24 protein-coding genes are annotated in these 25,413 nt (G+C 39.0%); 15 read left to right on the top strand and 9 right to left on the bottom strand.

The window, feature by feature from the left end:
* Positions 1-138: 138 nt before the first annotated feature.
* Positions 139-273 carry a hypothetical protein gene (locus ACIQXP_RS06105; RefSeq protein WP_293741121.1) on the bottom strand — a complete coding sequence of 45 codons (135 nt, stop codon included), beginning with the start codon at positions 271-273 and terminating at the stop codon, positions 139-141.
* Between the two features lie 177 nt (positions 274-450).
* Here ACIQXP_RS06105 and ACIQXP_RS06100 point away from each other — a divergent pair, with 177 nt between their 5' ends.
* Genes ACIQXP_RS06100 through ACIQXP_RS06080 form a run of 5 tightly spaced genes read left to right on the top strand, consistent with a single transcriptional unit; the run spans position 451 to position 6,488 of the window.
* Positions 451-1,833 carry a mercuric reductase gene (locus ACIQXP_RS06100; protein WP_387505111.1) on the top strand — a complete coding sequence of 461 codons (1,383 nt, stop codon included), beginning with the start codon at positions 451-453 and terminating at the stop codon, positions 1,831-1,833.
* 1 nt (position 1,834) lies between these two features.
* On the top strand, positions 1,835-2,794 hold the full coding sequence (locus ACIQXP_RS06095) for an ABC transporter ATP-binding protein (RefSeq protein ID WP_387505112.1): 960 nt from the start codon (positions 1,835-1,837) through the stop codon (positions 2,792-2,794).
* Positions 2,787-4,358 (top strand): ABC transporter permease/substrate-binding protein, encoded by a 1,572-nt coding sequence (locus ACIQXP_RS06090; RefSeq protein WP_387505113.1) that lies wholly within the window; start codon positions 2,787-2,789, stop codon positions 4,356-4,358. The genes ACIQXP_RS06095 and ACIQXP_RS06090 overlap by 8 nt, the downstream gene beginning before the upstream one ends.
* Positions 4,358-5,506: an ergothioneine biosynthesis protein EgtB gene (gene egtB, locus ACIQXP_RS06085; RefSeq protein WP_387505114.1), complete on the top strand. Its 1,149-nt coding sequence runs from the start codon at positions 4,358-4,360 to the stop codon at positions 5,504-5,506. The genes ACIQXP_RS06090 and egtB overlap by 1 nt, the downstream gene beginning before the upstream one ends.
* A 7-nt stretch (positions 5,507-5,513) precedes the next feature.
* Positions 5,514-6,488 (top strand): L-histidine N(alpha)-methyltransferase, encoded by a 975-nt coding sequence (locus ACIQXP_RS06080; RefSeq protein WP_387505115.1) that lies wholly within the window; start codon positions 5,514-5,516, stop codon positions 6,486-6,488.
* On the opposite strand, the gene ACIQXP_RS06075 is transcribed toward ACIQXP_RS06080, so the two are convergent.
* The gene (locus ACIQXP_RS06075) at positions 6,485-7,558 is read right to left on the bottom strand and encodes an aminotransferase class V-fold PLP-dependent enzyme (protein WP_293741115.1); all 1,074 of its coding nucleotides are present in this window, start codon (positions 7,556-7,558) and stop codon (positions 6,485-6,487) included. The genes ACIQXP_RS06080 and ACIQXP_RS06075 overlap by 4 nt on opposite strands.
* A gap of 76 nt (positions 7,559-7,634) precedes the next feature.
* Between ACIQXP_RS06075 and ACIQXP_RS06070 the strand changes: the two genes are divergently transcribed.
* Both ACIQXP_RS06070 and ACIQXP_RS06065 read left to right on the top strand, forming a co-directional pair.
* Entirely contained in the window at positions 7,635-8,147 is a 513-nt protein-coding gene (locus ACIQXP_RS06070; protein WP_293741114.1) for a DinB family protein, read from the top strand.
* A gap of 93 nt (positions 8,148-8,240) precedes the next feature.
* Positions 8,241-8,624 carry a VOC family protein gene (locus ACIQXP_RS06065; protein ID WP_378934564.1) on the top strand — a complete coding sequence of 128 codons (384 nt, stop codon included), beginning with the start codon at positions 8,241-8,243 and terminating at the stop codon, positions 8,622-8,624.
* A gap of 64 nt (positions 8,625-8,688) precedes the next feature.
* Here ACIQXP_RS06065 and ACIQXP_RS06060 read toward each other — a convergent pair whose 3' ends face one another.
* From ACIQXP_RS06060 to ACIQXP_RS06050, 3 genes are all read right to left on the bottom strand, one after another.
* Entirely contained in the window at positions 8,689-9,885 is a 1,197-nt protein-coding gene (locus tag ACIQXP_RS06060; protein WP_387505116.1) for an acetate/propionate family kinase, read from the bottom strand.
* 2 nt (positions 9,886-9,887) lie between these two features.
* Positions 9,888-11,975, bottom strand: coding sequence for a phosphate acetyltransferase (gene pta, locus ACIQXP_RS06055; protein ID WP_387505117.1), 2,088 nt, complete (start codon positions 11,973-11,975; stop codon positions 9,888-9,890).
* 189 nt (positions 11,976-12,164) lie between these two features.
* Complete coding sequence (locus ACIQXP_RS06050) at positions 12,165-12,383, bottom strand: DUF6965 family protein (protein WP_090979705.1); 219 nt, start codon at positions 12,381-12,383, stop codon at positions 12,165-12,167.
* 522 nt (positions 12,384-12,905) lie between these two features.
* Here ACIQXP_RS06050 and ACIQXP_RS06045 point away from each other — a divergent pair.
* Entirely contained in the window at positions 12,906-13,580 is a 675-nt protein-coding gene (locus ACIQXP_RS06045) for a competence protein (RefSeq protein WP_387505118.1), read from the top strand.
* A 251-nt stretch (positions 13,581-13,831) separates the two neighbouring features.
* Here ACIQXP_RS06045 and ACIQXP_RS06040 read toward each other — a convergent pair whose 3' ends face one another.
* Complete coding sequence (locus ACIQXP_RS06040) at positions 13,832-14,413, bottom strand: DUF4142 domain-containing protein (protein WP_387505119.1); 582 nt, start codon at positions 14,411-14,413, stop codon at positions 13,832-13,834.
* Between the two features lie 270 nt (positions 14,414-14,683).
* On the opposite strand from ACIQXP_RS06040, the gene ACIQXP_RS06035 reads away from it, so the two are divergent.
* The 3 genes from ACIQXP_RS06035 to ACIQXP_RS06025 are packed head-to-tail and all read left to right on the top strand — an operon-like array spanning position 14,684 to position 19,661.
* Positions 14,684-17,041 (top strand): TonB-dependent receptor, encoded by a 2,358-nt coding sequence (locus ACIQXP_RS06035; RefSeq protein ID WP_387505120.1) that lies wholly within the window; start codon positions 14,684-14,686, stop codon positions 17,039-17,041.
* A 32-nt stretch (positions 17,042-17,073) separates the two neighbouring features.
* Positions 17,074-18,321 (top strand): DUF4374 domain-containing protein, encoded by a 1,248-nt coding sequence (locus ACIQXP_RS06030; RefSeq protein ID WP_293741107.1) that lies wholly within the window; start codon positions 17,074-17,076, stop codon positions 18,319-18,321.
* Between the two features lie 38 nt (positions 18,322-18,359).
* Positions 18,360-19,661 (top strand): PepSY-associated TM helix domain-containing protein, encoded by a 1,302-nt coding sequence (locus ACIQXP_RS06025; protein ID WP_387505121.1) that lies wholly within the window; start codon positions 18,360-18,362, stop codon positions 19,659-19,661.
* A 172-nt stretch (positions 19,662-19,833) separates the two neighbouring features.
* On the opposite strand, the gene ACIQXP_RS06020 is transcribed toward ACIQXP_RS06025, so the two are convergent.
* Positions 19,834-20,034, bottom strand: a complete 201-nt coding sequence (locus ACIQXP_RS06020) for a hypothetical protein (protein WP_387505122.1) — start codon at positions 20,032-20,034, stop codon at positions 19,834-19,836.
* A 336-nt stretch (positions 20,035-20,370) separates the two neighbouring features.
* On the bottom strand, positions 20,371-21,090 hold the full coding sequence (locus tag ACIQXP_RS06015; protein ID WP_391527756.1) for a DUF481 domain-containing protein: 720 nt from the start codon (positions 21,088-21,090) through the stop codon (positions 20,371-20,373).
* Positions 21,091-21,533: 443 nt separating this feature from the next.
* Here ACIQXP_RS06015 and ACIQXP_RS06010 point away from each other — a divergent pair, with 443 nt between their 5' ends.
* Positions 21,534-22,385: an SDR family oxidoreductase gene (locus ACIQXP_RS06010; RefSeq protein ID WP_387505124.1), complete on the top strand. Its 852-nt coding sequence runs from the start codon at positions 21,534-21,536 to the stop codon at positions 22,383-22,385.
* A 121-nt stretch (positions 22,386-22,506) separates the two neighbouring features.
* Here the strand turns inward: ACIQXP_RS06010 and ACIQXP_RS06005 are convergent, their stop codons facing one another.
* The gene (locus tag ACIQXP_RS06005) at positions 22,507-22,809 is read right to left on the bottom strand and encodes a hypothetical protein (protein WP_293741103.1); all 303 of its coding nucleotides are present in this window, start codon (positions 22,807-22,809) and stop codon (positions 22,507-22,509) included.
* 162 nt (positions 22,810-22,971) lie between these two features.
* On the opposite strand from ACIQXP_RS06005, the gene ACIQXP_RS06000 reads away from it, so the two are divergent.
* From ACIQXP_RS06000 to ACIQXP_RS05990, 3 genes are all read left to right on the top strand, one after another.
* Positions 22,972-23,661 (top strand): DUF4142 domain-containing protein, encoded by a 690-nt coding sequence (locus ACIQXP_RS06000; RefSeq protein WP_387505125.1) that lies wholly within the window; start codon positions 22,972-22,974, stop codon positions 23,659-23,661.
* 120 nt (positions 23,662-23,781) lie between these two features.
* Entirely contained in the window at positions 23,782-24,378 is a 597-nt protein-coding gene (locus ACIQXP_RS05995) for an FMN-dependent NADH-azoreductase (protein WP_387505126.1), read from the top strand.
* Between the two features lie 699 nt (positions 24,379-25,077).
* Positions 25,078-25,392, top strand: coding sequence for a hypothetical protein (locus ACIQXP_RS05990; protein WP_134203646.1), 315 nt, complete (start codon positions 25,078-25,080; stop codon positions 25,390-25,392).
* The last annotated feature ends 21 nt before the right edge of the window (positions 25,393-25,413 follow it).

Genomic DNA, 25,413 nt, shown 5'->3' with positions numbered 1-25,413 from the left:
GAAATGCAATGAATGGAAAAAACGATATAAAATTCCTAGCGGCAATATTAATAATTGAATTTAGGTTAATAGATTACTAGTTAACCAGGATTGAATGATGATTTCATTTATTGTAAAATATTTTGCTACACCGTTCTTCTAATTAAAAGACTCGGTCTGGCTATTCAGATCTTCCAATAAACCATTCAATAAAATTTCTCTTTTATCTTCAATAGAAGTATCATCCTGAATAAGAACGGTAAGGTTTGTATTTTCTGCTGTTTGTGTTTGCATGAGTTAGGGATTTTACGTTTGTCAATTTAATGTCTACAAATCTTTAACGCAGATTTTTGAATATGGTTTGTAACTTTTTTATTTAAACATAAATATTCCAATAAAAGAATAAATCGTTTGTGGTCAAACATTGACCTGCTTATTCGGGTTATTATTACAACAAAACAAATTCCACCCATGAAACATTACGACGCAGTAATTATTGGAGCCGGGCAAGCAGGTGTGCCGTTGGCTAAAAAACTTGCAGAGGCCGGTAAAAAAACAGTTCTTATTGAAAAAAGATTAGTTGGTGGTACCTGTATCAATGATGGCTGTACACCGACCAAAGCCATGATTGCCTCTGCAAAGGCTGTACACCAGGCTAAAAAAGCTTCAGCTTTAGGCGTTGATATAGGGTCTGTTAAAATAGACTTTAAGAAGATTGTCCGACGAAAAAACGATATTGTAGAACAATTTAGGTCTTCATCAGAAAAAGGAATTGCCGAAACAAATGGACTCAAGCTTATCTTTGGAACGGCAAAATTCAGTGCAGAAAAAGAATTAACCATTACCCTTAATGACGGCGGAGAAGAAAAAGTAACTGCAGATTGGATTTTTATCAATACCGGTGCAAAAACAGCCATACCCGATATAGCAGGACTGGATCAAATTGATTATCTTACCTCAACAACAATCCTTGATTTGGAAACGGTTCCGGAGCATTTAGTGGTAATTGGTGGTAATTATATTGGATTGGAGTTTGGGCAAATGTTTAGCCGTTTTGGTAGTAAAGTTACCATTCTGGAAAAGTCAACGGGTATATTGGCAAAAGAAGATGAAGACATCTCTTCAGCACTGACAGAGATTTTGACCGATGAGGAGGTCGAAATTATTACGGATGTAAAGGTTGAAAAAATCGATCAGGATAAAAAACACCTTCATATAACAGTCCGTTCCGGTAAAACTAAAAAGGATATAACGGCTAGTCATTTGCTCGTTGCAGCCGGACGTGTACCTCAAACCGCTTATCTGGGACTCGAAAATTGTGGTGTTAAATTGGATGATAAAGGCCATGTAATGGTGAATGAAAAACTGGAAACCAATATTAAAGGAATTTACGCATTAGGAGATGTAAAAGGTGGGCCTGCCTTTACGCATATTGCCTATAACGATTATACCATTGTTTACCGTAACCTGATTGAAGGGACAAAATATACCATTCAAGACCGTCCTGTGCCATATTGTATGTTTACCGACCCGCAATTGGGTAGGATTGGTATTTCAGAAAAAGAAGCAAAGGAAAAGAAATTAAATTATGAAGTGGCCATGATTCCAATGTCGCAGGTGGCGCGAGGCATAGAAACCAACGAGACATTGGGCTTAATGAAAGCGGTTGTAGATCCCGAGACAAAACAGATTTTAGGAGCAGCTATTCTGGGCTCAGAAGGCGGTGAAATCATGTCTGTTTTGCAAATGGCCATAGAAGGAAATATCACTTATGACAGGATCAGGTACTGCGTTTTTGCTCATCCTACGTATACCGAATCGCTGAATAACCTATTTATGAAACTCGATAGATAATATGATTGAATTAAAAGAGATAAGCAAGAAATTTGGCAATACCCTGGCGGTAAAGCAAGTCTCTTTTAATGTGGCCAGCAGAGAAACCCTGGTATTGCTGGGGACCAGCGGCTGTGGTAAAACCACAACTTTAAAAATGATCAATCGTTTAATTGAACCTGACGCAGGACAGATTCTGATCAATGGTGAAAATGTAACCGACCAGGATTCTGACGTATTGCGAAAAGGAATCGGTTACGTGATGCAGAATATCGGGCTTTTTCCACATTACACCATAGCCGAAAATATTGCCCTTGTACCGGATATGTTGAAATGGGATAAGGAAAAAACTAAAAGCCGCACAAAAGCGCTCATTGAAAAACTTCATCTTCCGGAAAGCACCTTAGCAATGTATCCGCATGAATTAAGCGGCGGACAGCAACAACGTGTAGGCCTGGCACGTGCGCTGGTTGCCGATCCACCGGTATTGTTGATGGATGAGCCATTTGGAGCCTTAGATAATCTTACCCGAACCAGTATCCAAAAAGAATTTAAAGCTTTAGAAGAGTTGAAAAGAAAAACGATTGTGATGGTAACACATGATGTACTGGAAGCTTTTGAGCTGGCAGACCGGATCTGTTTGATGGATAAGGGTGAGGTGGTTCAGATCGGTACGCCCAAAGAATTATTATTCCAGCCGATAAATGATATCGCAAAGAATTTTCTTGCCGGACAAAGATTGGTATTAGAATTTAAAGTGGTTAATATTCAGGATATTTGGTGTTATCTACCTGAAGAAATAATTTACGAAGGAAAAAGTGAAACCGCTGGTTTAAGTATCTGGGAAGCTATGGAATTATTACGGAAAAAGGATAGGCATGAGCTGTTTGTATCAGACGCGAGAAATACGATCAAGTCCGTCAATTTCGGGCAATTAACTACGGCATTCAATCAATATCGAAACGCACAACAGCATGAATGAGCAACAGCAGACCTTATGGCAGTTTATGTATGGGCAGTCTGATAAATTGTTCAGCCAAACCTTACAACATGTAGGGTTAACCTTTATTTCTTTAATCCTTGCTATTGCAGTCGGTTTACCATTAGGCATACTCATTGCAAGAAAGCGGAAACTTTCAGGAATAGTTTTGGGTGTTGCCGGTATATTACAAACCATTCCGAGTATTGCTCTCCTGGGGTTTATGATTCCTGTTTTGGGCATCGGTGCCAAACCAGCGATTGTGGCCCTGCTGATTTATGCTTTGCTACCGATCATCAGAAATACTTATACGGGCATTATCGGTATCGATTTACATGTTAAAGAGGCAGCAAGGGCCATGGGGATGAGTAAAAGAGAGGTTTTGTTAAAAGTGGAATTACTCCTGGCCATGCCCTTTATCTTAGCAGGCATCCGCACCGCGACTGTAATTAATGTAGGGGTGGCTACATTGGCTTCATTTATTGCTGCAGGAGGCCTGGGTGAATTTATTTTTGGGGGCATCTCACTTAATAACACCAACATGATTTTGGCCGGAGCCATTCCGGCCGCCTTATTGGCGATTGTACTTGATGCTTTACTTTCGCTTGTTCAAAAAATGGATGTCAGAAAATTGAGGAAAGCTTTCTACATTTTTCCTGTGGTGATTTTGGCATTAGGCGCATTTTATGCGTTACCCTCAGCTTATGGATCAACTTTAACAGCTGGGTTTACACCCGAATTTATGGGAAGACAGGATGGAGATCTCGGATTGAAATCAACTTATGGCTTAAAAATCCATACCATTGTGATCAGCGATGCCGTGATGTATAAGGCTGCTTACGCGAAAGAACTGGATGTCATCAGCGGTTATTCTACTGACGGACGTTTAAAGGCATTTGACCTGAGGATCTTAAAGGACGACAAAAACATTTTTCCGCCTTATTTTGCTGCGCCCATTGTTAGAAATGAAGCGTTAAAACAATTTCCGGAACTGGAAAAAACTTTGAATCTGCTCTCCGGTAAAATTACCGATTCGGTCATGACCGATCTGAACTATAGAACTGATTATCTTCATCAACAGCCTGAGCAGGTGGCTAGAGACTTCCTGATCAGTAAGGGCTTATATAAAACATCTAAAAATGGAAATAGGGGCACTGTGCGGATCGGTTCGAAGATTTTCGGTGAGCAATATATTCTTGCTGAAATATACAGCATGCTGATTAAAGGCTATACGGATTACAATGTTTCCACCAAAACCGGTCTGGGCGGAACGAAGATCTGTTTCGACGCACTTATGAATAATCAAATCGATTTTTATCCAGAATACACCGGTACAGGCCTTTTGGTGTTATTGCAGCCAGATCCTAAAATTGCAAAGGAAATGGCCCATGATAAGGAGAAAACTTACCGTTATGTAAGTGCAGAATTTGAAAAGAGGTTTAAAATCAAATGGCTCAAGCCCATTGGTTTCAATAACTCTTACGCTTTAATGATGCGGAGAAAACAATCCACAGCGCTGAATGTTAATACCATCACTGACCTTAAAAACTACCTGGAAAAAAATTAATGACACTAGTAGAAGAATACTTACAGATTAGGAAATATTCCGAACAGGTTTGTGAACCCTTACAAACTGAAGATTATGTAGTACAACCTGTTGTAGATGTGAGTCCACCAAAATGGCATTTAGGGCACACAACCTGGTTCTTCGAAACTTTTATATTAAAACCGTTTTCGTCTAACTATCAGGTGTATAATGATGATTATAATTTTGTTTTCAACAGTTATTATGAAACCGTTGGCAATCGGGTAATCCGTACCGATCGTGGCAATTTGAGCCGCCCTGGTGTGAATGAAATTTATCAATACCGGGCGTATGTAGATGAAGCCATGGTAAATTTTTTAGCTAACGCGGTAAATGACGAGGTTAAAGAATTACTGGTTTTAGGTTTTAATCATGAGCAACAGCACCAGGAATTACTGTTAACCGATATTAAGTATATTTTAGGCAATAATCCTTTATTCCCGGTTTATGTTAAAGATAAAAAAGAAGTTTCAGGGATCCAAAATAAGCCAGGCTGGATTGACATTCCGGCAGGGGTTTACGAAATCGGTTATGATGGAACAGGTTTCAGTTTCGACAATGAATTAAACAGACATCAGGTTTATCTGCACGATTTTTCCATTAGTAAAACATTGGTAACCAATGCAGAATTTTTGGAATTTATCCATGCAGGTGGTTATGAAAATTTTAACTATTGGCATTCAGAAGGTTGGGATTGGGTGAAAAGTAACCACATCATCTCACCCATGTACTGGCATCTGGTGGATGGCGAATGGTTTAATTATACTTTAGGCGGACTTTTGCCCGTTGATTTGAATGCCCCGGTTAGCCATATCAGCTATTATGAGTCTTATGCTTATGCCAGTTGGAATGGCATGCGTTTGCCCACCGAATTTGAATGGGAAGTGGCGGCGAAACATTTTAATTGGGGTGAAAGGTGGGAATGGACAGAAAGCGCTTACCTCGCTTATCCTGGTTTCAGCAAGGCGCCCGGTGCCATTGGTGAATATAATGGCAAGTTTATGGTCAATCAAAAAGTACTTCGTGGCGCTTCCATCGCTACACCTCAAAATCATTCACGCATTACGTATAGAAACTTTTTTCATCCCTATTTAAGATGGCAATATACAGGCGTACGCCTGGTAAAATAAAAATGTTATGAGCACAACTACCATTGAAATACCAACCAGCAACAAAACGCAATTTCTTCATGAAACCCTGGCAGGGCTACAATCTGAACCTAAATTTATGCTTTCCAAGTATTTTTATGATGCTACCGGAGACCGCATATTTCAGCAGATTATGGACATGGAAGAGTATTATCTAACCAATGCTGAAATGGAGATTCTCCAAAATCAGTCAGCACAGCTTTCACAGGCCATATCTGCAGACGGGACCGCTTTCGATCTTATCGAATTGGGCGCCGGCGATGCTACTAAGTCTATTTATCTATTAAAGTCACTGTTGGATGCCAAAATGGAATTTAGCTATTTTCCCATTGATATTTCTGAACACGTTATTTCTGATCTGGAAGAAAACCTGCCCAAAAAACTGCCTTCGTTGGATATCAAGGGTTTAAATGGTGATTATTTTGACATGCTGCAAAAGGCTGCCGAACTTTCCCATCGTAGAAAAGTAGTATTGTTTATGGGGGCGAATATAGGTAATATGACTGTTGATGATGCTGAAAGGTTCTGTCTTTCGCTAAAGCAATTGCTTTCTCCAAACGACCTCGTCATTATCGGCTTCGACCTTAAAAAAAATCCCCAGCAGATCCTTGCTGCCTATAATGATAAAGGTGGAATTACCAGGTCTTTCAATCTTAATCTGCTTCGTCGCATCAACAAAGAACTCGATGGTGATTTTAACATCGATCAATTCGAGCATTACGCCAGTTACGATCCGGCATCAGGGGCTTGTAAAAGTTATCTGATCAGTTTACAAAATCAGATCGTGAACATAGGTCGGCAGGTGATTCATTTTTCGGAAAATGAATACATATATATGGAGATTTCACAAAAGTATTCCCTGGAAGACATTAATAAATTGGCAGTAAAAACAGGTTTTAAGCCGCTTCAAAGCTTTTTTGATCAGAAACATTATTTTGTGGATGCCATTTGGAGGGTAGATTAACGCCCGTCATCTAAAACCTCAAGCAGCCGGTTTAAGTCTTCATCCGTATTATAATAATGAAAAGAAATTCTGGTGCCGGCGCCCCTTGCAGAACAAATGATTTTAGCTGACACCAATTTATCCACCATTTCCTGATCCAGGGGCATACTCATGATAGCAGACTGATATTTTCGGTCAAGCATCCAATCGGGAACTAAGCCTCTGGAATTTAAGGCTAATCTTGCCTGATTACTGAGCGCTTGCGTATTCTTTTCAATGGCGTCAAAACCCACTGTACCTAGTTCATTTAAACTCTCATTTAAGGAGCCAAAGTTTAAGGTATCCAGGTGTCCAGGCTCAAAATAAATTGATAAAGGATCTTTTTCATTTAAAAACGGTATTGAGGGTAGGCTAACTGCTTTATTTTTTATATAGATTATATCTTTCATCTGATCGGATAACATGACATAACCATTTCCATATCCGGCCAGAAGCCATTTGTATCCACTGCCAATCAACGCATCTAAACCCGATTTCTTAAAATTGAAGGCAGTAGTGCCTAAAAACTGAGTACCATCTCCGACCAATAACAGATCAGGATAGGCAGTTTTTATTTTTTTGATAAAGTCTTCATCCATTCTTAAACCGCTTATGTATTGTACCATGCTAAAAGCCAGAATGGTTGGTTTAAATTTTTCAATGGCATTAATGATATTCCCTTCTAATTTTTCATCAATGGTTACATAATGATAATCAAAACCCATACTCATTATTGGGTAACTCACCGAAGGATATTCGTCTGCTAATAGCAGGAAACGATGAGTTCGATCCAACCCGTTAAGAAGTGTATTGAAGCCTATTGAAAAATTTTGAACGAGATAGGTGTTTTCGGGCTTTGATCCAAAAAGTGTAGCGATGTTATTTTTGAGGTTAGCGAAAAGAGCAAGATTTTCCATTCTGAAAATGCTTCCATTAGCCATAAATGCTTCGTCGTGCTTTACCCGCCATTCTGCTAAGCTTTCCGATAGAATACCAGAATTGGCGGTGTTCAGATAAGTATACTTTTCTAAAATGGGGAATGATTGTTTCATGACCCAAATTAAAGGAATTATGCATTAAAAATTAAATGCTGTTATCTAAAATCAATTTTTATACAAACCTATGAGAATGAGAATTGTTCTTTTTCTAAAGAAGTGCATGATGATGGAAAATGAAACCGCAATATTGATTACTGAATTAAAAAAACTTTTACAAGGGGGCGGAGCACATGTAGGGTTTAAGGATGCTGTAGCCGGTCTGCCTTTAAATCTTTTAGGCGAAAAGCCCAGTCATTTGCCTTACAGCATCTGGCAATTGGTAGAACATATTAGAATTGCCCAGTGGGATATGTTGGAATTTAGCAGGGACGGAAGCCATCAATCGCCAAAATGGCCTGATGGATATTGGCCAAAAGAACTTGCGCCAAAAGATGAAGCAACCTGGAGTAACGCATTAAGGCAAATCGATGATGATCTGCAGGCATTTATAGCGCTTTTGGATTCGTCAGACCTATACGGCCATATACCACATGGTGACGGGCAGCGTATTTTGACTGAAGCTTTGCAGATTGCTGATCATAATGCTTACCATATTGCTGAAATCGTTATCATCAGGCGCCTGTTGGGAGCATGGAAAAATTAATATAGTTAAATGTATGGCTATATCAGTTGATATGAACATGCTAATCTGACAAAATAATCCGTCCGTTCTTCAAAATAATTAAACAATTAAGTTATGTTACAAAACTCAAAAGCATTCAGCTCCTTTTCTGTAGATGATGTACAGAAAGCAAAAGAATTTTATCAGGACGTATTGGGCCTTGAAGTTAAGGATAACCCAATGGGAGTGATTGAAGTGGTGGTTTCCGGTTCCTCAAATATCTTGCTTTATCCAAAACCAAATCATGTTCCGGCAACTTTTACAGTACTCAACTTTCCGGTCGAAAATATAGATCAGGCTGTTGACGAATTGATTGCCAAAGGAGTTAAGTTTGAGATTTACCATCAGGAATCGATCAAAACCGATCAAAAAGGTATTTCTCGTGGAAACGGCGGACCGGCTATTGCCTGGTTCAGAGATCCGTCAGGTAACATTTTGTCTGTTTTGCAAAACACCTGAGTTAGCCAGACTTCCGAAGTTGGCAAAGCGTAAAACGATTGCATAAGCTTCGGAAGTCTTGTATTTAGACCGTGAGCCCAAAACATTGATGGGCAATTTCATATTCTTCGTTAGTTGGAATTACCAATATCTTTACCCTGGCGGTTGCAGCGCTAATCTCTTTTAATTCACCTTTATAAGTGGCATTAAGTTCCTGATCTAATTCAATGCCCAAATATTCGAGTTCCGAGCATACCGCTTCCCGCATCTGGCTATCGTTTTCACCAACACCTGCAGTAAATACGATAGCATCTATGCCATTTAAAACAGCTGCATAAGCCCCGATAAATTTCTTAATGCGGTAGGCATATAGTTTAACGGCTAACACAGCAGCTTTTTTGCCTTCATTTACCATTTTTCTGATGTCGCGCATATCGCTTGAGCCACCCACGCCCAGAAGGCCGCACTGTTTGTTGACCAGCGTACTCAATTGTGATAAGGTATATCCTGAATGTTCCATTAAATGGAAAATAACAGATGGATCAATATCTCCGGACCGTGTACCCATCATTAACCCGCTCAAAGGGCCGAAACCCATGCTGGTGTCTATTGATTGGCCATTTTTGATAGCCGTGATGCTGCAACCATTACCTAAATGAACACTGATGATTTTACTTTCTTTTTGCCCAAGCCAATTAACCGCCTGCTCACTTACATATTTATGGCTCGTGCCATGAAACCCATATACCCTAATGCCATCTTCTTTGTAATATGATTCCGGAATAGCATAACGGTAAGCTTGTTCGGGTATAGTTTGGTGAAAAGCTGTATCAAATACCGCGATCTGTTTTGCGTTTACAAAAGTCTGTTCTGCTACTTCAATACATTTATAGTTTACAGGGTTGTGCAATGGCGCAAGGGAGAAAAGTTTTTTGATCTGATGCTTCACCTCTTCTGTAATTATTGTCGGGCCGGAAAAATGTTCACCGCCATGTACTACCCGGTGGCCCACAGCTGCAATATCATCAGGACTTGCAATTACGGCATAATCTCCCTCGGTTAATAAAGCTAAAACCTGCTTTAACGCTTCGCCATGATCGGCAACAAAGCCAGGTGCTTCGATGCTTTGTTTTTCGCCTTTGTTGTAAACGGTATGTTTGATGAAAGAACCCTCAATGCCAATACGCTCTGCCAGCCCACTGCAAACAGGCGCTTTTTCAGGCATTTTAAAGAGCTGGTATTTTAAGGAACTACTTCCTGAATTGATGACTAAAATGTTCATATTTAAATGTCTTGACATTGAATTGCTGTAATCACAACAGTATTAAAGATATCGTCTACGGTACAACCGCGACTCAGATCGTTTATCGGTTTGTTTAAGCCCTGTAACATTGGGCCTATGGCCAATGCGCCGGTTTCGCGTTGCACGGCTTTATAGGTATTATTGCCTGTGTTTAAATCAGGGAAAATCAATACACTGGCTCTGCCTGCTACTTCAGATCCAGGAAGTTTTTGTTTACCCACAAGCGGGTCTACAGCAGCATCATATTGTATTGGCCCTTCTATTTTTAATTCAGGATGCCTTGCTTTAACTATAGCGGTGGCTTCTCTTACGCGTTCTACATCTTCACCTTCGCCTGATGTGCCTGAAGAATAAGATAACATGGCAATACGTGGCTCAATACCGAATTTGGCACTGCTTTCTGCTGAAGAGATGGCTATTTCTGCCAGTTGTTGCGCAGAAGGATTGGGATTAACCGCGCAATCGCCGAATATGGCTACGCGTTCTGGCAGGCACATAAAGAAAATAGAAGAAACTACGGATACACCTGGCTTTGTTTTAACAAATTGTAAAGCGGGCCTGATGGTATGCTGAGTGGTATGAACAGCACCCGAAACCATCCCGTCAGCATCACCTTTATAAACCATCATGGTTCCGAAATAAGATACATCTGTCATCATATCTCTGGCCATTTCGAGGTTTACGTTTTTGTTTTTACGCAATTCATGTAAGGTATTTACGTAATCGGCATAATGAACTGAATGGGCAGGATTATGTATCTTTAAGCTATTGATGTCAAGGTTTAATCCAAGCCTTTTGATGTTGTTGGTAATTTCGACAGGATCCCCTAAAAGGGTAATGTCTACAATATCCTGCGTGATGAGTTTTTCTACAGCTTTTAAAATCCGGTCATCGTTACCTTCGGGTAAAACGATGTGTTTTTTATCGCGTTTGGCCCATTTAACGAGTTGATATTGAAACATGTGTGGGGTGATGCCCTGGTAGCTAAAGGTGATTATTTTATCATCCAATGCTTTGATATCTACATACTTTTCAAAAAGCTCTATGGCCAGCTTAATTTTTTTCTTGTTTTCAATAGTAATTTTTGAATGAATCCCCCCAATAGTGGTCGTGGTTTCAAAAGTTCCTTTTTGTACGGCTATAATGGGGATAATGGTCTGTAAACCTTCAATGAGTTTAATAATTGGTTCATCCGGCAAACTTCCTGCGGTTAGCACAATGCCGGCAATTTTTGGGTAATTGGCTGATAAATTTGCCTGAAGTGCCCCAATAATGATATCACCACGATCGCCAGGCGTCACAATGAGCAAATTGTCTTTAATATGCCGCAAAAAATTAGGTAACATCATGGCACCGGTCACAAAATTATCAACCTGATTATCCAGCAGTTCTGTGCCGAAAAGTACCTCGCCACCTAATGCAGCTGTAATTTCATTCATGGTCGGACTTTGCAGGCCTGTTTCGGTTGGAATTACTGCAATCAATAATTCAGCCGGTAATTGATTGCTTAAAGCTTGCTTAATACGGTCAGCCTCTTCCGGATTTACCATATTCGCCACGACGCCTAATACCTGTACATCGCGCAATAAAAAGTTACGGTAAATATTGATGGCTGATTTAAAAAGTTGACTTGCCGTTTTATTTTTACCAGACACGACTATTAAAACAGGCGCACCTAAGTTTTTGGCCATTAACGCATTCGATTCGAACTCAAAAGCCATACCTTCACCTAAAAAGTCGCTTCCTTCAATTACTGTAAAATCGTAATTGTCTTCAAGCTTTTTATATTTACTGATGATGGTATTGATAATTCCTCCACTGTCTTCTGCTTGGTGGAGCATTTCCTGGCGGGTAAAAGCAAAAGCATCTTCATAGTTTACCGGGAGTGAAAAATAATCTAACATGGCTTTTACATGCTCGTCCTTTTTATTAGGATCATCCTGGGCAATTATAGGTTTAAAATAACCCACCTTTTGGGTTTTAGCCAGCAACATGTTAATCATGCCGAAAGCAATTACTGATTTGCCTGTATAGGGTTCGGCTGAAGCAATAAATATATTTTTAGTCATAATAAAGGCGCAAATGCATATCAATAACGAATTATGCCCAATATAGTTGGAAATATTTATTTTAAAAACTAAAGTAAGTGAAGTTATTTATTGTTTCGTATGCGTTGGTCTGCCGGGCGCCCGTTGCAGGTTCCAAAAGCAGATTAGGATTAACAATTCTGTTGAGTGATTTACTTTAGTTTTACTACCCTAAACATTTGATTCAATCAGCAGCTTTAGCATTTTCAGTCTGTGAATAAGCGGTTGATTTACTTTTGCATCGGGATTGAGCTTTAGCGGCATAAGATGGCTTTCCAAAAAATGATCATAATCGGTAATTACTGTGGCCTCATTCAGATAAATGGGAACCTGCTGCTTGCCTGCCTGGGCAAAAAAATCTTCTAACTGCTGTATTTCTTGGATGGTCATACTGCAAAGTTAACGAATAGTTTGGAGTCTAACAGTCAGAGGTCCGACGATCAAGATTTTTAAAGATATACATTCAACTCTTTGTGCGCTCGGCGTATTACGCTGCGTACTTTGCGGCTTAGTAAAAGACAGAAGTCTGGTGCCGAAGGTTCAAAGATCGATTTTTTTAAAGATATGCATCCAACTCTTCGTGCGCTCGGCGTATTACTTTGCGTACTTCGCGGTTTAATAAAAGACAGAATTCTGATGCCGGAGGTCCGAAGACCAAGATATTTAAAGATATGCTTTCAACTCTTTGTGCGCTCGGCGTAGTACGCTGCGTACTTTGCGGTTAATAAAAAACAGATTCCGAAGTCGGAGGTCCAGGGGCAGAGTTTTAAAGAATAGTTGCTCCAGCCTGTGTGCTCGGTGACTTACGCTTGTAAGTTGTGGCTTAATAAAGTATAAATGAGGCTTGTTGTACTAAAAATTTTAGTTTAGCTTTGTGTTTCCCTAATTGATTTTTTATTGTAAATGCAGAGAATGGATAATGCAATCAGAAGAGATATTTCTGTTGATGAAATGGTTCCGGGTATTCCATTAGTTAAAAAGGAACATTACAGAAAGGAAACGGCCTGGCACCGCGATTGGAAGCTGGCTTTTCCACCGTCATTTAGAGAAGTTGCCTTTTATGATGCTGCCAATTCCGATCTTCACCGGGCAGATATATTTACTCCATCCGGTTATACCATCGAATTTCAAAATTCGCCGCTAACACTTGCAGAACTAAACAGCAGGGAGTCTTTTTATCCAAATTTGATATGGGTATTGAATGGTAAGAAATTTAAGGGCTTTAAAATATTGAAGCACCTTCCCGATGTGGATGATCCCAAGTTATCAGGATATGAGTTTTGTCATTCCGATCACCTTTCAATGGTTCGGAAAGCGGAGGTTATGCAGGGATTAGCCAATCCAAAAATACTTAATTTTTACCATCCCGAACTGAAAGGAATTAAACTAACTTCCGATTTATATTCTTTTTGCTGGAAACAGCCCCATAGTGTATGGTATGCTGCTACTGCCAGGATCATTGTTGATTTAGGTGGACATTTTTTATATGAACTCAAACAGCGAAAACAGTTGAATGGAAATTATCCTTATCTGAAAATGATGAGCAGAAAATCATTTATTGATTGGCATACGCCACCAGAGCTTTAGACATCAGTATATATCTGAAGTATAATCGGTCTTGTTTAGTGTATAAAAGTATATTACCGGTAAAAATTTTCACCCTGATCTTTTCGAAGGACTTTTAAAATTCTTTAACGGCGTTTTGATACTTCGTCAAGCTCAGCGCAGGCTAAACTCAACGTGACAAATAATGTTAAGTCATTAAATTTTTAAAGAAATCATCATGGAGAGAAGGTGCGATATACCGTGCCTTCTCTCATGATAACTGTTAACGCATGTTATTTCATGCTATCGTTAATTTTATTGATCATTTGTAAGTGGCTTTGAACAATTGGTGCGGTCTTAGTTGCAAAAGCTTTAAGATCTGCATCTTTTCCATCCTTTGATTCATCTTCCATTAATTTTAAGGTAGACTTGTGTCCATCAACCATGGCGCTTACATAAGCCTTATCAAAATCAGTACCTGTCTTTTTGCTCAGGTCTTCCATTTTTTTCTTATGCTCATCATCTACAGTACTAGGAAGGGTAATGTTTTTTTGTTTTGCGATCGCCATTAACTCTGTATTTGCCATACCATGATCTTTAACCATCATGGTTGCAAATTCTTTAACTTGCGGATTACTGCTTTTTTCGAGGGCCAATTTTCCCAATTCTACTTCTGCCATTCCGCCAACAGCTGCCTCTGTGGTAAATTTGGCATCTGCTTCGTCTACTGCAATTCCGCCTGTAGCCGCGGTATTGGTGGTGGTGTCTTTGGCCATGTTTAAACTATCGGCGCTTTCTTTGGCATCTTTATTCCCACCATTACAAGCCTGAAAGGCCAGGGCAGAAACAGCCATTACATAAATAAACTTTTTCATATACATTGTTTTTGTTGTATATGTTTAACACGTTTTGGGACGAAAGGGTTTTAAGCTTTTCGAGATTGATAAACTCACCTAATAGTCAAATGCTCAGAAAGCTATACTTATTTATGAGCCAAGAGGGATATATCTGCATAAATTATATGTATTCTTATTTGGACTTGATCTAAATAAGCTCTATCTTTGCCGAAGATAAGAAAGCCACACGGTTCGGACCCGTGTGGCAAAACCGGAAATCCGGCTCACCTTTAATCTCCATTAAAAGTCATGCAAATTAAGAAAATTTTGCTATTGGGCATACTATGTGCCTGTGTAATTTTTACTTCCGCCCAAAATCGACCGTTGAGTGTTTCCGGGCAAATTAAAACCAGCAGTGGTGAGCCCCTTCCCGGTGCCACCGTTAAATTACATAAAACCAATTACGGCACTTTAACAGATCAGAACGGGAATTTTAAACTCTCCAATATTCCTTTGGGTAATTACACCTTACAGGTATCGGCAATTGGTTTTAAAACGCAAAAAAAGGAAATTAAGCTTGCAGATGGACAGGCCGGGAATTTCAATTTCAGCCTCTCAGAATCTGCTGAGCAAATGGAAACCGTTAATGTAATCGGTAGAACCACCAGTCAGGAAGTGAACCGGCAGGCTTTTAACGTGACTGCTGTTGATGCCAAAAAACTTTATAACACCACGCTTGATATTTCTGGTGCTTTAGATCGCGTTGCCGGTATTCGGGTAAGAGAATCGGGCGGGGTTGGATCAAATTTCAACCTTTCACTGAACGGTTTTTCTGGTAATCATGTGAGGTATTTTATCGATGGTATTCCAATGGATAATTTTGGATCATCATTCCAGATCAATAATATCCCCATTAATATAGCCGATAGAATAGAAGTGTATAAAGGTGTGGTACCCATGTGGTTGGGCTCTGATGCTTTAGGTGGCGCCATTAACATTGTAACCGGCGATCGTTACCGCAACTATGCTGATGTTTCTTATTCTTTTGGGTCATTTAATACGCATAGAAGCGTAATTAATGCCGCAGTTACTTCAGCAAACGGTTTAACATTTCAATTAAATGCCTTCCAGAATTATTCGGATAACAATTATAAGGTTAATGTAGAAGCCTCAGATATTTATACCGGAGCTTATGCACCTATAGCCTCTTTAAGGAGGTTTAACGATACTTACCATAACGAAACTTTAATTGCAAATGTGGGTGTGGTGAGTAAAAGCTATGCCGATAAATTATTGTTTGGTATTACTGTTGGCCAGAATTATAAGGAAATACAAACTGGGGCCAGAATGGTTTCTGTTTTTGGTGGCTGGCACCGCAGGGGAAATATCTTAATGCCCACCTTAAAATATAAGAAAGAAAACCTGATCAAAGGTTTGGATGTAACCATTAACGCCAATTACAATTTAGGGCACGAGCAGAATATAGATACTTTAAATGTGCGGTATGACTGGTATGGGAACAGCAAACCCAATGGAACGAATGGCGAACGCTCACGGAGTTTGTACAAATACAAAAACAACAACGGTTTGGCAACAACGATGTTAAACTACAAAATAGACGACAATCAATCCGTAGCGTTAAGTAATGTATTTACCACTTTTAACCGAAAAGGCAGTGATGAGTTAAATCCAACTAATGCAGATTACGAGCGGCCAAAGAAAACCAATAAGAATGTGCTGGGGCTTGGTTATAATTTTGATGTAAAAGATAAATGGGGGGCAACCATTTTTGGTAAATATATCAATCAGGGCAACGTGAACGGAAACGGCAGCAATGCTGGTAAAAACAGTATCGATAGACTGGGCTATGGTACTGCGGTTACCTACTTTATTAACCGTAACATGCAATTAAAAGCCTCTTACGAACTAACCAATCGCATGCCCGAAGCTCAGGAGATTTTTGGCGATGTAGAAAACCAGGATGCCAACCCGGGTTTAAAACCCGAAAAAAGTGATAATTTTAATTTAGGAATCAGTTACGCCTTTTCTATAAATAAGGAGCATAACTTCTCCGTTACGGCTAATGGCATATACCGTAATGCAACCAATTTTATCTATAACAGATTGAACCAAAATCAATCGAAACTGGTTGCCGATAACCGTGATGGGGTAAGGACAGTAGGTGGTGATGCCGAAATCAGGTATTCGTATCAAAACTGGTTAAGTGCTGGTACTACCGTTACTTACCAGAACCTTAAAAACCTTCAGAAATACGAAATTAATCCAGGTACAGGCCAAAAGTTTGCCAATGTAAGCAATGTATACCTGGATCAGATGCCAAACATTCCTTACTTGTATGGAAACGGAGATGTTTCGGTTTCGTTGAAAGATGTGGGCCATGAGGGCAATAACCTGTCAATTGGTTATAACTTATTATATGTGCATGCTTTTTGGCTGTATTGGCCAAGTCAGGGAGCCACTGCTGATAAAAAAGTGATTCCCCGGCAACTCAATCACGATTTAAACCTGGTGTACAGTTTAAAGCATGGCCGCTATAATATTGGGGTAGAAGCCAAGAATATCACCAATGCCGATCTCTTCGACAATTTTAGCCTTCAAAAACCCGGTCGGGCGTTCTACCTCAACCTGAGATATTTCATCAATTAAAATCAATAATTAAATAGATAAATAAAAGTAATATGAAAACAAACTTTACCAAAGCGTTTATCGCTCTAGCTTTCGCTGCCGTACTTATCTCTTGTTCAAAAAAAGAAGAAGGCGAAAATGTTCCTGAAAACCCGGGCAATTTTATCCTGGCGGTTACACCAGTTGCCTCTACAGGTGTTGCAGATTACCTGCTTACAGCTAGCGATCTGGAAAAAGGTACAATCTCTACCGCCGGAAACGGAGTGGAGCAGGACGGAACTTACCGTTATTATGTTACGCACAACAATAAGTTTTTCAGCATGCTTTACGGACAGGGAAATCCGGGGGCAGTAACTACTTATAACATTTTGGCTGGAAAACTAAATAAGGTTTCTAATTTTCAGACGGAAACCGTTCAGGCTTTTGCGCCGGTTAACGATGATCTGTTATTGGTTAAAATCCCCAGAAATTTAGCCGCTCCAACAGCAAACTGGTATAAAGTAAATACCAATAGCCTTTTAATCTCCGGCGAAGGGACATTGGATGCTACTCTTCCAGCAAACAATGGAGAAATTGCACACTTTAGCTGGATTAAACAGGTAGGAAACAAAGTTTATGCACCATTTTTCTGTATCTACGGCAGCAGATTCTGGACGAAATACCCTAACACGGCCTGGATAGCTGTATATTCTTATCCGGAGATGAAATTAGAGAAAGTGATTAAAGACGACCGCACGAGTTTTATCGGAAGATATTTTACAGATGGATTGGGCGTAGTTGAAAACGGAGATGTTTATGCATTTTCGACTTCAGTGGCTGTTGACGATAATACTGAAACCACAGATGTGCTGACCGATTCTAAAATCACCTCTACAAAACCTTCAGCCATTACCAAAATTAAAGCCGGTACCACCGAGTTCGACTTAACTTATTTTCTTGATTTTGAGTCTGCATCTGGTGGTTATGCAATTACCAATTGGATTTATATCGGTGGTAATAATTTTATCGTAAATGCGGTATTAAAAGCCAATAAAGGTGCCTATACAGTGGGTAAGACCATTGGAGTATTAAATGTGGTTGATAAAACCTTTAAAAAGGTTAGCGGACTTCCTGCCGAAAGTGCTGTTTCTAGCGTTACTACGAACAACTACACGCCAAAAGATGGAAAACTGGCTTACATGGGCTTTAACTTAAGTGATGGTACAAGCTACGTGTACAAAATTGATGCTGCTACCGCAACGGCTACAAGAGGCTTAAAAGTGGAGGGCGGCGTAATTACTGCTGTTCAACATTTAAAATAGCCTCAGATATTAATGATAAAACTAAACAGAACAGCATAATGGCAACAGTAAATAAAACCAACCCGGTAAAGAAAAAAAATAAAGATTCATTGTTTAGCAGAATCAATAAATGGCTTCACCTCTGGCTTGGCCTCGTATCTGGTATCATTGTTCTGATTGTTTGCATAACCGGCTGTATCTGGGTTTTTAATGAAGAAATTACAGGTTTATTGGAGCCGGAAACCAAGGTTGAAAAGCAAGATAAACCTGTAATTACACCATCGCAGCTGACTGCAATTGCGTTTAAGCTTTATCCTGATAAAATTCCTTCTTATGCACAGTATCAACAGGGAAGGTCAATCAGCTTAAATTTAAGGGGAAAAAAGGATGAAGGGCGTCGTGGAGGGGGCACGAATTTAAAAATTAATCCTTACACAGGTGCCGTAATCAGTACAGTGGTTCATAAAAAGGGAGAGGTTGATTTTTTTAGGTTTATCCTCAATGGTCACCGTTTTTTATGGTTACCCTATGCTATCGGAAGGCCTATTGTAAATTATGGTACCATGATATTTGTAATTTTGCTCATTACAGGTTTAATCTGGTGGTACCCTAAAAAATGGAACAAATCAACCCGAGATAAGAGTTTCAAAATTAAATGGGGCGCTTCATTTAAAAGGGTAAACCTTGATTTGCATAATGTACTCGGTTTTTATTCTTTGATCTTTTTATTATTTATCGCCTTAACCGGCATGGTTTATGGCATTAAATGGTACAGTGAAGGTTTATATTGGGTAACTTCTGGTGGCGACAAATTGGGCGATTTTCGACGAGTGGAATCAGATTCTCTGGCTGTTGGAAAATTCTATACCCCAGAAAAGGTGATGGATCTGGCCTGGCAGAAAGTCATTAGCCGCCATCCAAAATCGAAGGGTTTTTACTACAATTTTCCTGATACTTCAAAAGCAAAAGCTACCATCAATATCATCGTTTATCCAAATGCCGGTCAGTTTTACAATAACCAGAGTTATACGTTCGATCAGCATACTTTAAAAGAATTTAAACCCGAAGGGGTTTATTCCATTGCTTACGAAAAAGCTGGCTTTGGTGGTAAACTAAGGAAAATGAATTACGATATCCATGTGGGGAGCATCTTGGGTTTCCCGGGCAAAGTAATGGCTTTTTTAGCATCACTAATAGGGGCTAGTTTACCCATAACCGGATTTTTGATCTGGTATGGTAGAAAATTTAAGAAGAAAACGACAAAGAAAGTACCTGTTTTAACTGAAGAAGGTAATACTAATGGTAATTTTAAACCTCGGGCTAAAATTCCGCTAAAAAGGGTAGAAGAGGTTGTAGAGTAATACCCTTTGTCTCTCGAAATCGTTATACTGAGCTTGTTTTACCAGCAGGATAGTATTTTCAACTGCCTTACAGCTACTTCGTGGTCAGCATCTTTCTTGATCGATCCTAAAATAATCCGAAGTCGTGATGCAATGAACTCCCGGATATTGTCCGGGAATCATTCTTAAAGCTTTACGATTTTACCTTTTTGGCTTTTGGTTCAGGTTTTTCTGGTAATTGGATCGATAAAATCAAATCAATGCTTTCCGAGTTAATTTCATAATCGGCTGCAATTTTTTCCCACCTCTTTAGTTCCGCCTGTAAGGTTTCAATTTCCTTAGCTAATGATTCGATTTTATTTTGGATCGATTTTCTAACGTTTATATTTGCCATAACACAAAATTATCATTTGATGGCATATCTTCGAACTTCTTTTTGTCGCTTGTAACCATAAAAAATGCTAAGTGTTCTATTCCAGCGGGTTTTATTTTTATAAAATTATCAACAATTGTTAAAGCATCTAAGAATTTGCTATGCCTGCATTTATTTTATCTGTTAATTAACACGGTAAACACTCAACCCCAGGCCTATTAATTGATGATTTGATGTGCTTGCTAAAGCAGTTTTACGGATAAATGAAGATCTTTCATTGTTCAAGGATGACAGTAAAAGAGAATAAATAGAAACTAAGAATTAATATTTATTACTGGCTGATCAACTGAAAACGATTTAAAAATACTTGTCTAACGTTAACCCGTAGGTCAGGTTCAGGTTTTCGCTGCGGGTAATGTTGAGTCTGTTATAATTCAAAGCGGTGGTGAGGCTAATCCATTTGCGTAATTTCAAGCCGAGTGTAGTGGTAGAGCGGATAATATAATCCCCGTTTCTGTCAAACGAGTTTTGCAGGAAATGATTTCCGTCAATCGTAATGAGTTCTTTTATGGCAAAATGATACTGCATTCTGAGTGAATTACGATAAGTGTGATAGCTATCGCCCACAATCAGGCTACTTTGGTCAAATAATACGCCGTCGCTCAGGTTAATATATGCGTTTGGCTTGTCTAATATGCTGTAGGCGATGCCTCCGCCGGCAAGCAATTGATTTTTTAACTTTAAGGAATAACTGGTATTATAATTCACTAAACCCCAATAGTAAAAATGTGGAAAGGTTTTATAGAGGTTAAAGTTTAACGTGGTAGAAAAATCATTGTTCGTTAAATAGCTGTTTTGCTTTCCATACAACCATGCCGAAGTGGAATTTAATACAAAACTTTTCTTTTTTAGTCCAAAATTAAGTGCATTATTCAATAAATAAGCGCGGTCGTTATTGGTTCGGTTAATAGAACCAGTTGATGTAAGCAGCATGTGGTAATTGGTGCTGTCGGCATATTGAGCGTACGAGTTAAGCATATACACGAAAAAACACAGTGACAATAAAATAAACTTCATAAATGCTTAACATTTGTTCCCATCGATATGTTTAGTAAGCTTTTAATTAGCGTCGTGCCATTTTGATGCAGGAATATATTTTAGCTCCAGATCATTTTACATTGTTCATTTTTGTAACCAACAAAGATCATTTCAATGTTGGGCGCTTCTTCTACAATTTTATTTTTTCAACCGGTAAGCATCGATGGAAAGATAATGATAAAGTTTTTCCTGTTCAGATTTATTCTCGGTCAATAAAATCAAAACATTTTCTCCTGTGTAAGGGAGTAAATAAATATTCCTTTTAATTTGATGATGCCTTTTCGGAAAGGCAATAGAAATCAAAATAAATTTTGTTCATTTTAGCCCAAGCCTGGATTTTATGCCAGGGGAGAGGTTCTTAAAACTTTGCGGAAGATGTTCTTGTTTAATGGTTAGAGTGAAATTTAATTAGATAAGAAGCGATGAAAACACAGAAAACACCTGCTAAGCAAAACAAACAGCCTGGTATCGAGGCAGAAATGGATCCGAGACCGGAAGTGATTAAAGCAAATTATAAAGGATCGGGCAAACTAGCTGATAAGGTTGCATTGATTACCGGTGGAGATAGTGGAATCGGTCGTTCGGTAGCTGTTCATTTTGCAAGAGAAGGAGCCGATGTAGCCATTGTTTACCTGGATGAAGATGTAGATGCAAAAGAAACCAGGAAAATGGTTGAAGCTGAAGGAAAAGTCTGCCTGCTGATTAAAGGCAATGTCAAAAAACCTGCTTTTTGTAAAAAAGCCGTAGAAACAACAGTTAAAAAATTCGGAAAGATTAATATTTTAGTAAATAATGCTGGAATGCAGGTTCCGCAGAAAGATCCGAAAGGGATCGATGACAGGCAATTAGAAGATACTTTCCGGACCAATATATTTGGCTATTTCTATTTCGCCCACGAAGCATTGAACCATTTGAAGGCGGGCGATACCATTATCAATACAACCTCGGTGACCGCCTACCGTTCTTCTCCAAACCTGATCGATTATTCATCAACGAAAGGAGCGATAACATCTTTTACCCGTTCACTGGCAACAAATTTAGCTAAAACCGGTATCCGTGTAAATGCGGTGGCGCCTGGCCCGGTGTGGACACCGCTCATTGTATCTACCTTTGATGAAGAAAAGATCAAGTCATTTGGGTCTGAAACCGCAATGGAAAGAGCAGGGCAGCCGTCGGAGCTTGGTCCATCTTACGTATTCCTGGCTTCAGATGATGCCTCATTTATTACCGGGCAGGTAATGCATGTTAATGGCGGAGAAGTGGTGAATGGATAATTGTTTGAACATAATGTTCATCATGTTAATATCTTATGAAATTGGTGTTTAGTGCGGTGTAGTTAAATAAAAAAAATACCAGGCTATTCAAAGCCTGGCATTTTTTTGACACAATAATGTGTTACAGCATTTCGCTATCTTCCTCGTCATAGGCATTAGGATCGTTATCCAATTCTTCTATGTCAGATTCATTGTAGTTATCCTTTTCTTCCAGCTCTTCATCATCTTCGGGATCCTGAATTTCTTCATCCAATTGTGTCCCTTCACCATCCGCAAATGGTATCTCATCTTCTGTGTAGTCATTATCGCCATCTGGTTGGGGCGTAGCATGTCCTTCAGATGCATTTCCTTGCGAACGGTTAATCTGGAACTGTTCGATATTTTGAATTTCTTCTTCCGGTTGGTTGTTTTCTTGATTTTCCATAGTTTATGTTTTTTATAATAGAACAGGATGAAAATGGATTAAGTTTAGTAGAAATTTAAAATCTTAAACCCTATTGTTGTAGGGTTTTAAATGATAAGGTTGTTCAAACTTTTTAATTACTGGTATGGTTCTATTAGTGCGTTATACCTTAACTGATCTATTATGAAAAAACGTTTTAAAACCCGTGAAATAGCCGTAGTGGGAATGATCATTTCAGCTACTTCATTTAATGCAGTTGCAAATGCCGATTGGCATTATGCAACTTTAACTGGTTACAGTCTTCAGCAAGATACCATTACTATCGAGCAATTTTTGCAGCAGGCTGCAATTGCAGGAATGAAGGAAGTTTTAACCGGAAAGCTTGCTGCAGATAAAGCAACTGACAAAAAAATTAAGGCATTTGGGCAGATGATGGTTGATGACCATAACCAGGCCAATGAGGAATTGAGGGCATTAGCGAAACTTAAAAAAGTAACCTTGCCGATGAGCACTCCGGAAGGTGGTTTAAGACCTGATGGCAGAGTTGACTCTGCTCCTGAAAACTTGAAAGATACTTCCCGTACCAGGAACGCCGGAGGCGAGGCAGGTAACACAGGCTTAGCCCCAAGAACAGGTAACGCGGAAGCGGAAGTAACCCATGCAATCAGCCGGTTGAACAGCCTGAGTGGAGGCGCATTTGATAAAGCTTATGTAGAGATGATGGTCTCAGATCATCAACAAGCTGTTGCATTGTTTGAAAAAGCTGCTCAATCTTCTGATATTGATGTTAAAAAATATGCAGGAAAGTATTTACCCATCCTTAAAAAACATTTAAAGCAGGTCAATGCCTTATCTGGTAAACTGGGTAAATAGGTTTTATTTTCTGAAAAAAATAAGCAGCTATACAAAAGGATAGCACTATCCTTTTGTATAGTAGTAGCTTTTTGATACGGTGTATCTATAATTTTGCCAGACATTTAAAAGGCAAAAAAAATGAAAATATTACATCTAATATCCAGCCCTAGGGGCAAAGCATCTTTCAGTATTAAATTGGGAAATGCCATTGTAGAAAAGTTACAGGAAGCAAATCCAGGAAACACTTTAACCGTACACGATCTTACCAATACCCCGTTTCCACATTTGGAAGAGGTGCACATCAATTCTTTTTTTACACCTAAAGAGAATCATACTGCAGAATTAACAGCAGCTATAAAACATTCTGACGAGGCTATTGCCGAACTTGAAGATTCAGATGTGATTGTAATCGGTGTCCCAATGTATAATTTTGGTATTGCATCAACACTAAAAGCATGGATCGATCATATTGCACGTGCCGGTAAAACATTCAGGTACTCCGAAAATGGTCCTGAAGGCTTGGTGAAAAACAAAAAAGTGTATTTGGCGATTTCTTCTGGTGGTGTTTATTCAGAAGGGCCGATGAAACCTTATGATTTTACAGAATCTTATCTTAGGGCGGTTCTGGGTTTTATGGGTATGACTGATGTAACCGTATATCGTGCAGAAGGCGTAAGCATTCCCGGTCTAAAGGATTTAGCTTTAGATAAAGCAATCGAAAGTATAGCCATTTAGATGGTGCATTAGTCATTAGTTCACTGATCATTGCTCTATTGTCACTATATCCACTGCCATTAAATAGAAGTCTTTCATCCTAATGAAAACTTTAACTTAGGGCTGTATATTTTAGGACTTAAGACTAATTTGTGGACTAATGACTTTTCATTGAACTAAACTGCCAGATACCTGATTACCCCGCTGGCGAAAGCGTTTAGATCACCCGGCTTGTTAATGAAACTTTCAACCTCACATCATTAGCCAATATCAGCATTGGCAGACAGGTTTTGATATTTCGTTTTAAAGCATTGAAGATTTTCAGCATGTTTCCGTCAGGAAATGCGGAGAGGTAGCGTTTCCAATTAATAATATGCTTTAAATTCTCTCCTATTTGATCAGGGCTTCCCGTTGCATAGACGCAATTTTTATGTGCTTAATCCAGTATATGTTATAGAACTTTAACTTTCAGGTATTTAAGTTGTTTTATGCAGTCTATGACTGACTAATGGCGATTTAATTCATGTCATGCGTTTCTATAATTATTAAATTGGCTAAAAAAAAGATAAAAATAAATTTTGATACTAATTTTTTTAGTATAGATTTGTTTTTGGAGAGACACGACAAAGAACAAATCATCGAAATTATTCGATGTATAATAGATGATTTTAAACAAAAGGCTTCTTTCCTGGTTAGTTTGCTGATATATTTATTTTTTCTATGACCGTTACCGTTTTAGCCATACTCGAAACAGATTTTAAACCGGATCTTTCATTAGGTAGAATCATGAATGAAAGACTAAGGAATGCTGCTGCAGATCTGCAGGATATTCATTTACAACCTTTGCATGCCGTTGGGCAACGCAGTGATGATTTAGTGGTTTATATCAGTTATAATCCAAAATATAAAATCAGGTGGCGTGTAGTTAATGACGTGCCAGAAGACGTAGAAAACTTTGTAGCCCAAACCTGCGGCAATTTAGGTTACATTCACTGGAAAACTGCATCGATTAATATTTTTAAGGGAAGCGAATAGTTATGAAATACTTTATAGAAA

This window comes from Pedobacter suwonensis (assembly GCF_044762335.1).
Lineage (GTDB): Bacteria > Bacteroidota > Bacteroidia > Sphingobacteriales > Sphingobacteriaceae > Pedobacter.
This window is presented reverse-complemented; position numbering and strand designations above follow the sequence as displayed.

Excerpts from the sequence above, each read along its gene's own strand:
- ACIQXP_RS06065 (WP_378934564.1), top strand. The coding sequence starts at position 8,241 with ATGTTACAAAACTCAAAAGCATTCAGCTCCTTTTCTGTAGATGATGTA.
- ACIQXP_RS06040 (WP_387505119.1), bottom strand. The coding sequence starts at position 14,413 with ATGAAAAAGTTTATTTATGTAATGGCTGTTTCTGCCCTGGCCTTTCAG.
- ACIQXP_RS06095 (WP_387505112.1), top strand. The coding sequence starts at position 1,835 with ATGATTGAATTAAAAGAGATAAGCAAGAAATTTGGCAATACCCTGGCG.
- ACIQXP_RS06015 (WP_391527756.1), bottom strand. The coding sequence starts at position 21,090 with ATGAAGTTTATTTTATTGTCACTGTGTTTTTTCGTGTATATGCTTAAC.
- ACIQXP_RS06100 (WP_387505111.1), top strand. The coding sequence starts at position 451 with ATGAAACATTACGACGCAGTAATTATTGGAGCCGGGCAAGCAGGTGTG.
- ACIQXP_RS06075 (WP_293741115.1), bottom strand. The coding sequence starts at position 7,558 with ATGAAACAATCATTCCCCATTTTAGAAAAGTATACTTATCTGAACACC.
- ACIQXP_RS05990 (WP_134203646.1), top strand. The coding sequence starts at position 25,078 with ATGACCGTTACCGTTTTAGCCATACTCGAAACAGATTTTAAACCGGAT.
- ACIQXP_RS05995 (WP_387505126.1), top strand. The coding sequence starts at position 23,782 with ATGAAAATATTACATCTAATATCCAGCCCTAGGGGCAAAGCATCTTTC.
- egtB (WP_387505114.1), top strand. The coding sequence starts at position 4,358 with ATGACACTAGTAGAAGAATACTTACAGATTAGGAAATATTCCGAACAG.
- ACIQXP_RS06000 (WP_387505125.1), top strand. The coding sequence starts at position 22,972 with ATGAAAAAACGTTTTAAAACCCGTGAAATAGCCGTAGTGGGAATGATC.
- ACIQXP_RS06070 (WP_293741114.1), top strand. The coding sequence starts at position 7,635 with ATGAGAATTGTTCTTTTTCTAAAGAAGTGCATGATGATGGAAAATGAA.
- ACIQXP_RS06005 (WP_293741103.1), bottom strand. The coding sequence starts at position 22,809 with ATGGAAAATCAAGAAAACAACCAACCGGAAGAAGAAATTCAAAATATC.
- ACIQXP_RS06030 (WP_293741107.1), top strand. The coding sequence starts at position 17,074 with ATGAAAACAAACTTTACCAAAGCGTTTATCGCTCTAGCTTTCGCTGCC.
- pta (WP_387505117.1), bottom strand. The coding sequence starts at position 11,975 with ATGACTAAAAATATATTTATTGCTTCAGCCGAACCCTATACAGGCAAA.
- ACIQXP_RS06020 (WP_387505122.1), bottom strand. The coding sequence starts at position 20,034 with ATGGCAAATATAAACGTTAGAAAATCGATCCAAAATAAAATCGAATCA.
- ACIQXP_RS06050 (WP_090979705.1), bottom strand. The coding sequence starts at position 12,383 with ATGACCATCCAAGAAATACAGCAGTTAGAAGATTTTTTTGCCCAGGCA.
- ACIQXP_RS06045 (WP_387505118.1), top strand. The coding sequence starts at position 12,906 with ATGGATAATGCAATCAGAAGAGATATTTCTGTTGATGAAATGGTTCCG.
- ACIQXP_RS06010 (WP_387505124.1), top strand. The coding sequence starts at position 21,534 with ATGAAAACACAGAAAACACCTGCTAAGCAAAACAAACAGCCTGGTATC.
- ACIQXP_RS06080 (WP_387505115.1), top strand. The coding sequence starts at position 5,514 with ATGAGCACAACTACCATTGAAATACCAACCAGCAACAAAACGCAATTT.
- ACIQXP_RS06060 (WP_387505116.1), bottom strand. The coding sequence starts at position 9,885 with ATGAACATTTTAGTCATCAATTCAGGAAGTAGTTCCTTAAAATACCAG.
- ACIQXP_RS06090 (WP_387505113.1), top strand. The coding sequence starts at position 2,787 with ATGAATGAGCAACAGCAGACCTTATGGCAGTTTATGTATGGGCAGTCT.
- ACIQXP_RS06035 (WP_387505120.1), top strand. The coding sequence starts at position 14,684 with ATGCAAATTAAGAAAATTTTGCTATTGGGCATACTATGTGCCTGTGTA.
- ACIQXP_RS06025 (WP_387505121.1), top strand. The coding sequence starts at position 18,360 with ATGGCAACAGTAAATAAAACCAACCCGGTAAAGAAAAAAAATAAAGAT.
- ACIQXP_RS06105 (WP_293741121.1), bottom strand. The coding sequence starts at position 273 with ATGCAAACACAAACAGCAGAAAATACAAACCTTACCGTTCTTATTCAG.